Source organism: Luteolibacter pohnpeiensis, assembly GCF_016595435.1.
Classification (GTDB): Bacteria; Verrucomicrobiota; Verrucomicrobiia; order Verrucomicrobiales; family Akkermansiaceae; genus Luteolibacter; species Luteolibacter pohnpeiensis.
The window spans coordinates 208,599-222,418 of sequence record NZ_JAENIJ010000003.1 but is presented as its reverse complement, the minus strand read 5'-3'; the positions used below and the strand labels follow the sequence as shown (position 1 = coordinate 222,418).

The following is a 13,820-nucleotide window of genomic DNA, read 5'->3' as shown; positions in this document are numbered from 1 at the left end:
TCTAAAGATCAGGGCACCAGACGTTCTAGCTGGAAATCTTGCCAAGCATTCGCATTGTCCGTGTATTGTTCCAGCGGGACTAAATTGCCGGTCTGACCACCGGGAATGTCCCATGCTTTGCCATCGTGAACGAAGTAGAATTTGAACGTCCCGTTCGTCTTGGGTGCGATGCGCAATTGTTGGTTTGTTAGATTGGAAGTACTATAGCTATATAACTGGCAATCCTCCCCATTGACCGTAGACGCATTGGCCATGCTGATCACCCGTGTCAGGGCATTCAAGCTGGAGGCCTTCATATAGCCATTCGTTGTCCCTTCCAGTCTCCACTTGAACCAAGGATTGTTTTCCCAGGAATATTGAACGATGCGGTCACCATCACTGTTCCCGGAGTTTTCAATGCAAACGTATTTCCCGGTTGAAGCCCTAACAAAGTAGTCCCCCCATGGCTGCAAACGCCATTGCTGGTTATTCGATCCAACATCGGCACTCTGCTGGATACGATCGTTATTGGCAGTGCCCGCCCCTACCACTTCAAGCACCAGGCCGCTGTTCACATTACGAATCTTATAGTAGCCATTGCCAGCATCGACCAAATCAAATTGCTGACCGGGATTGTTTCCCGTGTAGTCGTAGGCATGCAACAATGCTCCGGCGCTTGTAGAGTCCGATTCAATGCAGGCGCACTTGCCACTCACCCATGAACTGATCCGGAAGTGATCGCCATTCTCCGTGGGCGCGAGTGCCCACCGTTGATTCGGTCCATTGTAATCGTAAGTCCACTGATTCACCTGGGCACCGTTTGATGTGTTTCCACTGATCAAATCGATCGCCTTGCCGCTGTTGCGGTTCACGATCATGAAGTAGGCAGGATGCGCCACGGCTCTTCCGGACGGAGCATTGGTATTATAAATCATGCTCGCCCGATCCGCGTTGGCGAAGTCCATCAAGATCGCGCCAAATCTCCCGCTCGGGTTATCATTGAAGAAGGTCGTCAGCTGCGGATTGATGCTGTTCGAGACCGTGGTGATGCTCGGAATTCCCAGAAAGCTGGTGTTCACACCACTCGAAAAATTGACATAGAGCGTATTCGGTCCGCCGTAGCGAGCCTCGTTCAAGATCGCCTTAATCTGATTCCACTTATCGGTATTGCTTGAGACGTTGTAGTGATCCTGCACGCGCAAGGTCCCCCCGGTGCTAAAAGTGGTGTCATCCGGAAAATTTGAGGCATCGATCCCTTTCGGCAAGCTGGATGCACCGAAACGCCGGAACAGCACAATCTTGCCACGAGCCGCACTCAGCGTCGGGATATTTGAACCCAACAACCAGACGCCCGGATTCTGTGCCACATACGCATCGAACGTCGCCTCAAATGAACGCGTCGTATTGGAAGAAGTGTATTCTTCTTTCACGCTCATGATGACGGTTTCACCCGGATTCGCCGTGAGAAACGAGATCGTGGAATTCAGGACATCCGCGAAGTTGAGGTTTTGGTAAACCGAGCCGTGATGGATCGTGAACGCATCATCAATATGCCTGCAACGAATGTCCAAAAAACGGATGCCGGCATTCAATTGCTCTGGAATGGTCAGGTCCTGGCACTTAGCCGTTCCGGGAAAAGACTCATATCTCGCTCCGGTATCGTGGGTTCCCGGGATCGAAAACTGTGAAATCGGAAGCGATCCGTTCAAGGAAGTCATCCAATTGTTACCGGCAGCGGAGGCGGAAGCCGTCAATATCAACAGCATTCCCAATACTTTCGACAGATTGATATTCATGGATTTGTGTAAGGTTGAGCAAGCAACTCTGATTCTACAATCAGAATCCGCATTAATTTCAAACTAATATTCCAGCATGGCATTTACGTCACCAAAGTAGCTCCAAATCCGGCTCCCGCCCGAACGCTAAATGAAGCCAGCGCAAACAGCAGGTAAAAAACCTTTCATTGCTCGCCAACATCCCCGAAGACGGTCGCTCCCATGCATCGCCCCTCACCCGGACAACGTTGGATTTCCACTTCCGAACCCGCCCTCGGCCTCGGCCTCGTCAAATCACTGGATGGCGACCGAGTCGAAATGCGCTATCCAGCCGCAGAGGAAACCCGGATTTATGCGTTGGAAACCGCACCGCTCGTCCGAGTCCAGTTTGCTCCAGGTGATCTGATTTCCGGGCGCGATGGCACTACATTCAGCGTCACCAAAGTCACCGGAGATGAAATTCTAACTTACCACGGCGAGTCCGAGGTTTTGGAAGAAACCGAGCTGCTGGATTCACTGACTTTCATCCGCCCTGAAAAACGTCTGCTAGCCGGATTGACCGATCACCCGCGCGACTTTGATCAACGTCTGCAGGCGCTTGAGTGGAACAGCCATGTGCGTCAATCACCAGCCCGCGGATTTACCGGTGCCCGAATCGATCTCATCCCCCACCAGCTCGCCATTGTCTCTGAAGTTGCAGGCCGGGTGCATCCGCGGGTTCTCCTCGCAGACGAAGTAGGCTTGGGCAAAACCATCGAGGCATGCCTCATCCTTCACGGGCTCCATCTAACAGGTCGTGCGGACCGAGTGCTCATTCTGGTTCCCGAGCCCTTGGTTCACCAATGGTTTGTTGAGCTGCTGCGCCGATTCAACCTGTTGTTCGCGCTCTTCGACGAACCTCGCTGCGAATCCATCGAGACCCATGATCCGCTCAGCAATCCGTTTCTGGATTCCCAACTGATCCTCGCCGCAACCGATTTCCTAGCGTCCCATCCGGATCGGGCCGAGCAGGCAAAATCCGCAGGATTTGATCTGCTGATCGTGGATGAAGCCCATCACCTCGCCTGGTCCCCGGAAGCGGCATCGCCGGGGTATGAAATGGTCCAATCACTGGCCGAAAGCATTCCAAGCCTGCTGCTTCTAACCGCCACGCCCCAACAGCTCGGACCAGCCGGACACTTCGCACGTTTGCGGCTGTTAGATCCTGATCGTTACCCGGATCTGGATGCATTCCTTGCCGAAGCGGAATCGTACACCCCACTCGCCGATGCGGTGGTCGCCTTAAAATCCGGCACCATCCCGGATTCCATGGATCATTTCGCCGCGGACTCACCGCGCGTGGCGGAACAACTTGCATCGCTCCGAGCTGGCAATGAATCCGCCCGCTCAGTGCTGATCGCGGATCTGGTCGACACCTTCGGAACGGGACGCGTCCTGTTCCGCAACACCCGCGAGCGCTTGAAAGGATTTCCAAAGCGCATCCCTCACCTCCATCCACTCGCAAAAGGTGCCTCGCCCTACACCTGGCTCGCCCAGCTCATGCGGGATTTGCCAGAACAGGAAAAAGTTCTGCTCATCACCAGCTCCCCAGAGGCGGCAATGGCGGTCCAAGAAAAGTTGCTGGCGGAAATCCAGGTCGAATCCGCACTCTTCCACGAAGATCTAACACTTCTTCAGCGCGACCGGAATGCCGCCTGGTTTGCAGACCCGGAGGGTGCGCGCATTCTCATCTGCTCGGAGATCGGCAGCGAAGGGCGCAATTTCCAATTCGCCCGCCAACTCGTCCTGTTCGGTCTGCCACGCGATCCGGAATTGTTAGAACAACGTATCGGCCGACTCGATCGCATCGGCCAAACCGGCGACATCCACATTCACATTCCCTACGGCGAACATAGTAAGTCCGAATTCCAGGCGCGCTGGCTTCATGAAGGCCTCGATGCTTTTTCCGCACCACTCAAAGGCGCGACCACGCTCGCCACCACCCTGCTCCCTGAGCTTGAAGAACTGGAAGACATCCAGCAGCTACCGGCATTCCTCAAACGCAGCCAGGACTTCAAAGCATCCATCACGCGACAACTCGCCACCGGTCACGATCTTTTGTTAGAACTTGGTGCCCCTCCGGCGGAAAAAGCAAAGCATCTGCGCCAAGCGATCGAATCATCCGACTCGAACATCCGGTTTGAGAAATTTGTGCTCCGTCTGTTCGATTTCCTCGGTCTGGACGTCTCTGATTTATCCCATCGCAGCCATCACTTCAATCGGGGGCAGCGCCAAAGCGAGGCATTTGCCGATCTACCGGAAGACGGTCTCTCCGCGACCTTTGATCGAAACATCGCACTGGCTCGTGAAGATCTGGCGATGCTCACGCCTGATCACCCGATGTTCCTCGGGGCGCTGGATCAGTTGTTAGACAGCCCTGCCGGCAATGCTTCCTTTGCTCGATGGAAATCCGGCAAAGGCAAATCTGTGATCCTTGAATGTGCCTTTGTGTTGGAAGTCGTTGCTCCAAAACGATTGCATCTGGATCGCTTCCTTCCCCCCACCCTCATTCGGATTCTGGTGGATCATCAGGGAGCTGAGGTAACACAACAACTGCCCACAGCTCTCCTTCAACCCGGTGACGCCCGCAAACTGGTTTCTCAGGAGACTTTCAGAAACACGCTCTTCCCGAAAATGCTCGCCGCAGCGGAACAGCTCGCGCAAAAGCAAGCTGCTCCACTCACGCAAAAAGCCGACAAACTCTCCAAGGAGTCACTTGAGGCCGCGATTCTCCGACTGCAGGATCTGGCGGTGCGCAATTCCACCGTTTCCAGCAAGGAAATCGACGCATTGCACAAAACCCGCGACGAATCGATCGCCCTCATCAGCAAACCAAGAATCCGCCTGGATTCACTGAGACTGATCTGGAAGGACTGAAAAACCCGTTACGTAGGTTTCTGCTAAAACGAATCAGGATCCGCTAGCTGTTTCTCGTCCGGCTCAAATTGATGAGAACCTTTGAATGGACCATAGGCTTGGCGATGCTGCCGCAGAGCAGGAATGAAAAGTTCAGTCTCAATGCCATCGCGCTCTCCTCCATGGATCTTGCAGGTCAAAGTATACATCAATGGAAAATCTTTGGGGATCTCATCGCTCCTTGCATGATAAGCGCCAAGGTCAACTTTGGTAATTTCGATCCGGTCGCACTCAAATCCCCATTGTGACCAAACGAAATGCTCCTTCAACGCGGTAGTCACCTCTTCCCGGTTCAGCACTTCGTAATCTCCGATTTTCTTCCAACCGCGCAGAGTACCAGCGAATTTACAAAACTCCCCACCATCTCCAATTGAGCATGCCAGCGAACCTCCAAAGCCATGCCAGACTGCTGGTAGACCGCCAATCTGCTGTGCAATGTTGAGAGTCATTCCATACTTATATTTTTTTTCAACTTTAGTCCCGTATGCATACATTGAGGAATAATCGACGCGACAGAGGACATCAAATCCATCCGGGCCATCACCGTGTCGGTAAAACTCATTCTCATCAATTCCAAGCTTTGCCATCCACTCACGCGCAATCTTCATCCCCTCTTCCTTGCTCGGCAGAGGCTTCACAATAGGCCTTTGATGTTCATCCCTTTCGTATGAATCGTATTTAGCGACTTCGACATCAATCATGCGAATATTTGGGTTCCCGCCGATTATCTGCCGACCTTTCGAAATTCGATCTCCATAACAAAATCCCCCTTGTTTGATCGTGCCATAGAATTTCTGAAACTCAGATTCCGGGATTGGCTTCATGTGGTATGCTTCCGCAACTTCCTTGAACTTGGAAAAGTCCATGGGACGTTCTCCGTGCACACAGACCGGAGCTTTCTGATGGAACCATTTGCTATCTGCACTCCAAGTGATGTCTCCGAATGTTGCAATCCCCCGGTGCCCCATCAACCTTTCGGGAACTTTGGAAAAGCGGATTTCTTCGGCATGCAATGGAACCATGCACAAGCATAGTAACAAGAAGATGTAGATTTTCATTCGTAGTAAGAATCGTGTTTATCTAATCGCATTTGATTGCCATCTCCATTTGGCTGGGTGAAGCTTTCGTATTTCACTCCTGGTAAGGTATCTCCTTCGCATTCCGGCCAGTAAACTGACCTGGCATTCCGGATCGTACTCACCGTTCCATTGGACTTATTTGTCTTGCTGTTGTCCGAATGAAGCCAGGCGTAATCAAGTGCATTAACTAAGGTCATCTCGGAATCCTGCTTGTCCTGCTGAAGGGCCGCCGTCGAAAATGCCTCGCCGAATTTCCCGTCGATATCGACTGAAGTGGTAAAACTTCCGAGAATATGAAGGCCCGGGCCGATTTGGAGAGTTCCGGCATTTTTCATCGCATCATAAATATCGTGCAATCCCGAACCATTGTGGGCGGCAACCCGCAGATAGTTGCAGCTGATGACATACATCCACTTCAGTTTGCCTGAGCCGAACTTAGGATTTGTGCCGCTCTGTAGCCAAACAGTCTGGCTAGTTCCGCGATCCGCAATGAACGGCAAATAGTGTTGCGGGGGTAGGGTATGTTGCTGGCCCGGCACATCGGTATAAGTACCTCCTGACGAAGCCACACCGTGACCAATAAGAAAACCCATATCATAGTCGTTATAAGCGGTTCCGAGTTTAATATCAACTGCTGGGGATCCGTATCTTCCCCACGGCTGGGCATTGTATTTGTTGTCTGGCAGCCAAAAATTCACTTTCCAGCGGGGAGCCTTACCAATTCCGTCTTGTAGTCCCCCAATCAATGCCTGTGGCCCTGCGCCGAGCGGAGTCCATGGTCCCCACGATCTCTCGTAGGTTGAGCCTCCTGTGGTTAAAATTTGAGTCCACCACTCCGGTCGATATATAGTACGCTCTGCTCCCAGCAAGGTCTCTCCGAGAGCCAGGAGTTTGAACTGCGTGGGACCATTGCGAATCAGAAGCGGCTCGGAATTTCCAATATCACCAGGAATTGATAGGTAAAAGTCAGCATTATACGGCCCATCCGGCGCGGTTGATCCGTCATCCATCGTTCCATCCCATTCAAAGGTGATCTTCCCAGGCCCTGGCCCTGGTTCCTCCCCACTGTGTTGCCGCACCGGATTGCCATACTCATCCGAAATGGTGAAATGGTAGGGTATTATATCCATAGGCTGACCACCACTTGAGATATAGGAAAACTCAAAAGATATCTCGGTGGAAGTCGGATCTCCCGGTTCACCTCCATTGATTTGATCTTCACTTGCCCGAATTCCTGTCAAACCCGGATCATCATTGATAAATGCCACCTCAGGCGTCCTCAGCACCACTGTTGCCGATGTGTCGACTCCATCTTCGGGAGTTGTATAGGAACTGCAATCGATTCTCGCATACACCGAATGGGAACCTGACCGGACCAGGGATCGATTGATCGAATATGTATAGGTATTTGAAGTTGTCTGGTTGCAATAGCCTACCCGCTCTCCATCAATCATCAGCTCGACCAATCCGGGTCCCATGCCGCTGGGTAGATTCGTGGTAACGATCGCCTGGTTCGATAGCGAATCGATGGCAACGGTTCCGCCGAAAGTGCTGGTTCCATCGCCGCCAGACGCATCACTAACCACTTCTGATGCATAGCCAGTTTCAACGACTCGGTAAAAGCGCTTGCTGGACTGGGACCATTGCCCCCAAGTTCCGGTATCGCCAACGACCGGCATAAAATCAGCACCTGGATACCATTCTACCAAATCATCGGAAAACTCGACGCGGAATAGTCCACCTGGTTCACCCTGCCAAGCCAGTAAAGTTTGCCCATTGGACAAGCGCTCCATGGCAATGATTTTCGTAACAACAGGTGCCCCCGTGGAACAGAGCATGGTGCTGGGCCATACCAAATGGATCGACGACGTTTCCCGGGATTCGTCGCTTGTTTCAGCAGCCTTAGCCTTTCTTCCCAAGTGGGGAATTTCGTCCAGGCTTTTCATCACTCCTCGCTCCGTGAGCAATTTGCGAAACCTGCCGAGTTTCTCCTGATCCCTTGCCCTTTTTTGAACCGCAATCTCTTTACGAATCTCCAAGGCAACTTCCGCCTTCACTTGCTGGATGGGTAGATCGCCATGTTCTGGATCTGTGAAATCCAACATCTCTTCGTAATTCGACTTCCCGTCACCATCGTCGTCATTACCGGGCCGGGTGATGTCGACCTTCGGAAATAGATGAAGCCATAAGTCATCCCAGCCATCCTGATTTAGATCCGAAATGGCAAATCGTGTTGATCGCCCTGATTGATTGCCACCGCTTTCCGGGTTCCCCCATCCAGTCGACCACCCACCTAGCAACAGCACCACTCCGTAAGCATAGGGTAAAAAATTACTGCCAAAGCTACACATGATTGAAACGAATAGCGAAACCATTTCAATCTGTAAAGGTATTATGACAACATCTCGGAATCCGAAAGCCACGTCGCACCCTTTCAGCTCTCTGAACTCAATCTGCAACAAGGCAAGTATCGCCCGAATGGACAGCCAGCCACATCACCAAGTAAAACAAATGCCAGGCAGTTTGGTGAACCTGCCTGGCATCGGATTATAAACAGCCACGATACCGCAAGGACCGTGGGATCAAGTTGAGCGAATTAGCTGCCGGGGAAAATCTTGGTATTCTCATCCCGCCTGCCGGTTGGGCCGCCAGTTCCTCCTGGGCCTCCAGAACCGCCTGGAGGTGGACCGGGTGGCCTTTTCCCATCGGTCCCATTTGGGGGAGGGCCCGGCGGGCGTGAAGAATCTCCACCTCCTGGAGGACGACTACCGCCCATTCCCTGACCGCCTTCTTTCCATTCAGCCTTCGGATCGATGCCCACCACTAAAGCTGCAATGTAGCGATCTTTCTGCTCGCGAATGGAACAGTAGGAACCTTCCCCTGCCTGCGTGGCGATCCCATCCAAGCTGTTCAGGGTGTCTCTTGTCTCATCGCGATGGTAAACCGGATGCTTCAGGTAAATGTATTCGCTCAACGCATCCGGGAAAAAGATCTGGCTGGTGAGCACGGTCTTCTCATCCAAAAATACCTTGTAGTGGAGGTGCGTCGTCCGGCCTCGATACCAGCCTGGATAAATGGTCTCAAAAGTCACCACGCCGAACTCATCCGTCATCTGCGTTCCACGGAGGAAGGTTTTCTTTTCCGCGCCTTCCTCGGCCTGCATTTCAAAACCCGAGTAATTCCCCGTAGCGTCACAATGCCACAGATCCACCCGAGCACTTTTGACCGGCTGGCAATCCGCTGTCACCACTTGCACTTTGAGCCGCAACAGAATGCCTTTGCGGTCCTCGGTGATGTCACTTCTAACCAATTTCGGATCCACATAATACGGCCCTTCGGTCGTCTCCGGCATCACCGAGGCGACGTTGGTTGAAATCAGTCCCATCGTCGCTGCAGCTAACGCTAATTCATGGGAAACGGCTGATGTTTCTTCTTCGCCAAATGCATAATTTGCAAATAACGCAGTCGTCGGAGCGGCGATGAGCGCCTGTAGTAAATTGCGGCGTCCAATCAATGGTTGGGGGGATTCCTGAGGCTTCATAAGTATTAAGGTTTTGGATGATCCCTGAAATTTGGATCAACCGATCCATCATGCGCGGAATCACCAGAACTAACCGCAGCAAACCCCTGTTGGTTGCGGGAAATCTCGGATCTCCCGCATCGAAACAAATCGGCCAACGAGTCCATGATGCCTAACTGGCTTCATGATTGACCCGTTGGCCGTTGACTCTTTGAATTTTTCTGAAATCAGACTTTCATCAGGTCGGCTTCTTTCGCGACCGCATGCTCGTCGATTTTTTTGGTGAACTGATTGGTCAGTTCCTGAACCTGCTTTTCGAAATCCTTCTGGCTGTCTTCGGTAAGCAAATTGTCCGCCTTCATCTTTTTCGCCGAATCCATGCCTTCCTTGCGGGCGGCACGCAGACGCACCTTGGCTTCCTCGGCGAGTTGCTTGATCAGCTTCACCATGTCGCGACGGCGCTCTTCCGAGAGCTCCGGAATTGGCACGCGAATCGAGCGATCTGCGGCGGCTGGATTGAGGTTCAGTTTCGATTCACGAATCGCCCGCTCGATGTCACGAGTGGTCGATGGGTCAAACGGCTGAACCACCAACATCCGGGGTTCTGGCGAGTTGATCACCGCGAGGCTCTTCAGTTTGCTCACCGCACCGTAAGCATGAACGTGGACGTCGAGATTTTCGATCAGAGCAGGGCTTGCCTTACCAGTGCGAACACCAGCGAACTCGTGGAGCAGGTAGTCCACGCATTTCGACATCGCATCCTCGACTTCTAAAATTGCTGTATCCGGGTCCATAATCTGTGGGGGTTAGGGAAAAATCATTCGCCGTGAACCAACGTGCCGATCGGCTGGCTGCGGAGGGCATGGGAAAGGTTGCCATGCGGGGCGAGGTCGAACACCACGATCGGAATGTGGTTGTCCATGCAAAGGCTGAATGCAGTGGCATCCATGACGCTCAAGCGCTTGGAAAGGCACTCCTGGAAGGTGACAGTCTCATAGCGGACGGCATCCGGATTTTTGCGAGGATCGCTATCGTAAACGCCATCGACCTGGGTCGCTTTCAGGATGATGTCCGCATTCATTTCGCTCGCGCGGAGTGCGGCAGTGGTATCGGTCGAGAAAAACGGGTTGCCGGTGCCAGCTGCAAAAATCACCACTTTTCCAGTCTCCAGTTGATGCTCGGCACGGCGGCGGATGAATGGCTCCGCAACGTTTTTCATCTCGATCGCCGAATGGACGATGCAGCTCACACCGTGATGCTCAAGAGCGCCCTCAATGGCCAATGCATTCATCACCGTAGCCAACATGCCGACGTAGTCAGCGGTCGCGCGGTCCATGCCACGGGCGGAAGCACTGGCTCCGCGCCAGAAATTTCCACCGCCGACCACGATGCCGAGTTCCAGGCCGGTATCGATCGCTTCGCGAATCTCGACCGCGATGCGGTCCACGATTTCTGGCGAAATATTGTCCCGTGAACCAGGTTCACGGAGAGCTTCGCCGCTGAGTTTCAAGATAGCACGTTTGAAAGGTCGGGGATCGGCAGGCTTCGAGGTCATAGGTTGGTAGTTGGACGAAAGGGAAGCGGAATCACCCCCTGTTTGGAAAGGCTAAATACCATCCGATCCAAGGTTCAGGGCGCTCCGGGCATTTCAAAAGTCACATCGAGGTCCTTCAGGGATGCCTTCGCGTCGTCGACTCCCATGATCACGACCTTGACCTTCAAAATGTCCGCTTGCGGAGCTTGATAAACCTCAAGCGTCTTACGCAGAGCGACAATCGCCAGGTTCAGCACCTGGCGGCTGGTCAAATCGACATCGGCGGGAATTGATAAATTCGCCACATCTAGCCGCACCAGCAAGCCGTCATCGGTCATCTCGCCACTGATTCCGACATTGCAGAGCACCAGCAAATTCACCTCATCCACCGTGTAATTCGGGTTGTTCGTCGGCACCTTGTGCGGACTGCGGATGGAATCGACCAAAACTTCCGGAAAAGCACCCGTTAGAGCCATGGGCCGACAAAGCACCGTTGCCTGGAGAGCTTCGCCGATTTCGGAAATCGCATCGTCGCTGTCGGTGCCGTGCAAACTCAAGGGTTCAAAAATCGGCACCATGCTGATGGTGGTAGCGCGCGCGCCGGTCAGAAATAACGCACTCGCCAGGATCGCTAACTTTACGACTTTCATGAGGTTCAGGGTATTTCCGCGTTGGTGACTTGGCCAGTGGGAAAATGGATCATGCCCATTGCCGTGTTCGTCATTCTCACCACTTGCCAAATCTTCCCATCCGCCGTTCGATGGGGCATGGATTTTCTCGCCCGCGCCCGGTCCGTCATTGAGATCGAAACAGATGGACTGCGGCAAATGTCTGCCCGGCTCGACGCATCCTTCACGGCAGCGGTCGAAATCATGCAATCGACCCTGGACCAACGGGGCAAAATCATCGTCGTGGGCATCGGAAAATCCGGCAACATCGGCCACAAAATCGCCGCCACCCTGAATTCCACCGGCGCCACGGCGGTCGTTCTGAATTCTCAAAACGCCCTTCACGGCGATCTCGGAATCGTCTCGGACGGCGATGCCGTCATTCTGCTCTCCTACTCCGGAGAAACCTCCGAACTCCTTGATTTGCTGCCATTCATCAAGCGATTCGAAGTCCGAATGATCGCCATGACCGGCAAGCCCAGCTCCACCCTCTCCCAGCACTGCGATGTCACGCTTGATACCTCGGTCGACCGTGAAGCCTGCCCGCTGAACCTCGCGCCGACCTCCTCATCCACCGCGATGCTGGTGATGGGCGATGCCTTGGCGATGGTCCTGCTGGAAGCACGCGGTTTCACCGAGGAGGATTTTGCCAAGTTCCATCCGGGTGGCTCGCTTGGCCGCGCGCTTTTGACCAAGGTCTCCGACATCATGCGATCCGATGCCGCGCTGCCGATCGTCTCCGAAGCGGCGACGGTGATTGATGCCCTGCACATGATGAACCAAACCCGCTCCGGTGCGGCGATCATTCTCACGCCCGAGGGCAGGCTCGCCGGGATTTTCACCCACGGTGACTTTGCCCGTTCCTTCCAAAAAGATCCGATGCTGGGCCAGCGACCCGTGGTTGAGCTGATGACCCGCAATCCGATCAGTGTGGATGCCGACTCATTGGCCGTCGAAGCCGTTAAAATGATCGGCCACAATCGGATCGATGACGTGGTCGTGCTGGATGCCGATGGCAAGCCGATCGGGCTCATCGACACACAGGACTTCGCCCGCTTGAAAATCATCTAACCGGCATGGGCCGAATTTCCATCATCGGCGGCGGCCCTGCCGGATTGCGCGCTGCCGAAATCGCTTCCGCGGCCGGGGCTGAGGTCACGTTGTTTGATGCCAAGCCATCAGTTGGCCGAAAATTCCTGATCGCCGGCAAAGGCGGCCTGAATCTGACCCATGGCGAAGATCTCGCATCCTTCGTCACCCGCTACCGTGGGCCGGATTTGGCGAACGATTTTTTCCAAAAGCTGATTGGCGAATTCACCCCACAGGATCTCCGCGCCTGGGCGGCAGACCTTGGTGTTGAGACCTTTCAGGCCAGCAGTGGACGGGTTTACCCGAAAGCACTCAAAGCCGCTCCGCTGCTCCGGCGATGGGTCGGCCGATTGAAGGAAAACGGCACGCGATTCGAAATGAATCACCGGCTTGCTCGCATCCAACCCGGTAGCCCGATTCGGCTCGAATTCGGACAGGGTGCCAGCCACGAAACCGATGCCGTCATCCTCGCGCTCGGCGGCGGTTCCTGGCCCAACACCGGTTCAGATGGATCATGGACCGAGGTTCTAACCAAAATCGGCGTGCAAATCCACCCACTGCAACCGGCCAATTGTGGCTGGGAGCATGCTTGGCCGGATGAAATCGTCGAAGTCATCGAAGGTCAGCCGCTGAAAAACATTCACGTCCGCGCTCGCAACCAGCTCGCGATCGGCGAGTTGATGCTCACCCGCTATGGCCTGGAGGGCGGAGCAATCTATCAGCTCGGGCACGAACTTCGTTCGCAAGCCCATCCAGCGATCGCCATCGATTTCAAGCCGACCTTTGACGAAGCCGGCCTCATCTCAAAGCTCGGCAATCCGCGCAAAGACTTCCTGAAAATCGCCAGATCCGCCTGGAAACTCAGCGATGCAGCCCACGCCCTGCTCTCACAAAAGGACTACCCGAGCATCGAATCTCTGGCGCGCGAGGTGAAGCATCACGTGATTCCCCTCACCTGCCCTCGGCCGATTGAGGAAGCGATTTCATCAGCCGGTGGCATCGGTTGGTCGGAATTGAATGAAGACCTGATGCTCAAGAAACTGCCCGGTCTGTTTGCGGCGGGCGAAATGATCGATTGGGAAGCCCCCACGGGCGGCTATTTGATGCAAGGTTGCTTCGCGACCGGGACTCGTGCCGCGCATGGTGCATTGGCTTTTCTGAGACAATTTGATTGAAACGTCGAATTTCTGACTAGTCCTAGGACCGGGCTTCGTATGGGAT

General features: G+C 53.9%; 10 protein-coding genes. 3 read left to right on the top strand and 7 right to left on the bottom strand.

Features of this window, described 5'->3' with window-relative positions:
* Nucleotides 1-8: 8 nt before the first annotated feature.
* On the bottom strand, nt 9-1,775 hold the full coding sequence (locus tag JIN85_RS03175; RefSeq protein WP_200267574.1) for a phosphatidylinositol-specific phospholipase C domain-containing protein: 1,767 nt from the start codon (nt 1,773-1,775) through the stop codon (nt 9-11).
* A gap of 201 nt (nt 1,776-1,976) precedes the next feature.
* Here JIN85_RS03175 and JIN85_RS03170 point away from each other — a divergent pair, with 201 nt between their 5' ends.
* Nucleotides 1,977-4,670 (top strand): helicase-related protein, encoded by a 2,694-nt coding sequence (locus tag JIN85_RS03170; RefSeq protein ID WP_200267572.1) that lies wholly within the window; start codon nt 1,977-1,979, stop codon nt 4,668-4,670.
* Between the two features lie 23 nt (nt 4,671-4,693).
* On the opposite strand, the gene JIN85_RS03165 is transcribed toward JIN85_RS03170, so the two are convergent.
* From JIN85_RS03165 to JIN85_RS03140, 6 genes are all read right to left on the bottom strand, one after another.
* Entirely contained in the window at nt 4,694-5,533 is an 840-nt protein-coding gene (locus tag JIN85_RS03165) for a hypothetical protein (protein ID WP_200267570.1), read from the bottom strand.
* Nucleotides 5,534-5,763: 230 nt separating this feature from the next.
* Nucleotides 5,764-8,139, bottom strand: a complete 2,376-nt coding sequence (locus tag JIN85_RS03160) for a hypothetical protein (protein ID WP_200267568.1) — start codon at nt 8,137-8,139, stop codon at nt 5,764-5,766.
* A gap of 245 nt (nt 8,140-8,384) precedes the next feature.
* On the bottom strand, nt 8,385-9,329 hold the full coding sequence (locus JIN85_RS03155) for an intradiol ring-cleavage dioxygenase (RefSeq protein WP_200267566.1): 945 nt from the start codon (nt 9,327-9,329) through the stop codon (nt 8,385-8,387).
* Nucleotides 9,330-9,535: 206 nt separating this feature from the next.
* On the bottom strand, nt 9,536-10,102 hold the full coding sequence (frr, locus tag JIN85_RS03150) for a ribosome recycling factor (protein WP_200267563.1): 567 nt from the start codon (nt 10,100-10,102) through the stop codon (nt 9,536-9,538).
* A 23-nt stretch (nt 10,103-10,125) separates the two neighbouring features.
* Nucleotides 10,126-10,863, bottom strand: coding sequence for a UMP kinase (gene pyrH, locus JIN85_RS03145; protein ID WP_200267561.1), 738 nt, complete (start codon nt 10,861-10,863; stop codon nt 10,126-10,128).
* A 74-nt stretch (nt 10,864-10,937) separates the two neighbouring features.
* Nucleotides 10,938-11,492: a hypothetical protein gene (locus JIN85_RS03140; RefSeq protein WP_200267559.1), complete on the bottom strand. Its 555-nt coding sequence runs from the start codon at nt 11,490-11,492 to the stop codon at nt 10,938-10,940.
* Between the two features lie 51 nt (nt 11,493-11,543).
* On the opposite strand from JIN85_RS03140, the gene JIN85_RS03135 reads away from it, so the two are divergent.
* Together JIN85_RS03135 and JIN85_RS03130 are read left to right on the top strand one after the other, a co-directional pair.
* Nucleotides 11,544-12,581: a KpsF/GutQ family sugar-phosphate isomerase gene (locus tag JIN85_RS03135; protein WP_234047200.1), complete on the top strand. Its 1,038-nt coding sequence runs from the start codon at nt 11,544-11,546 to the stop codon at nt 12,579-12,581.
* Between the two features lie 5 nt (nt 12,582-12,586).
* Complete coding sequence (locus JIN85_RS03130; protein ID WP_200267557.1) at nt 12,587-13,774, top strand: BaiN/RdsA family NAD(P)/FAD-dependent oxidoreductase; 1,188 nt, start codon at nt 12,587-12,589, stop codon at nt 13,772-13,774.
* Nucleotides 13,775-13,820 lie beyond the last annotated feature (46 nt).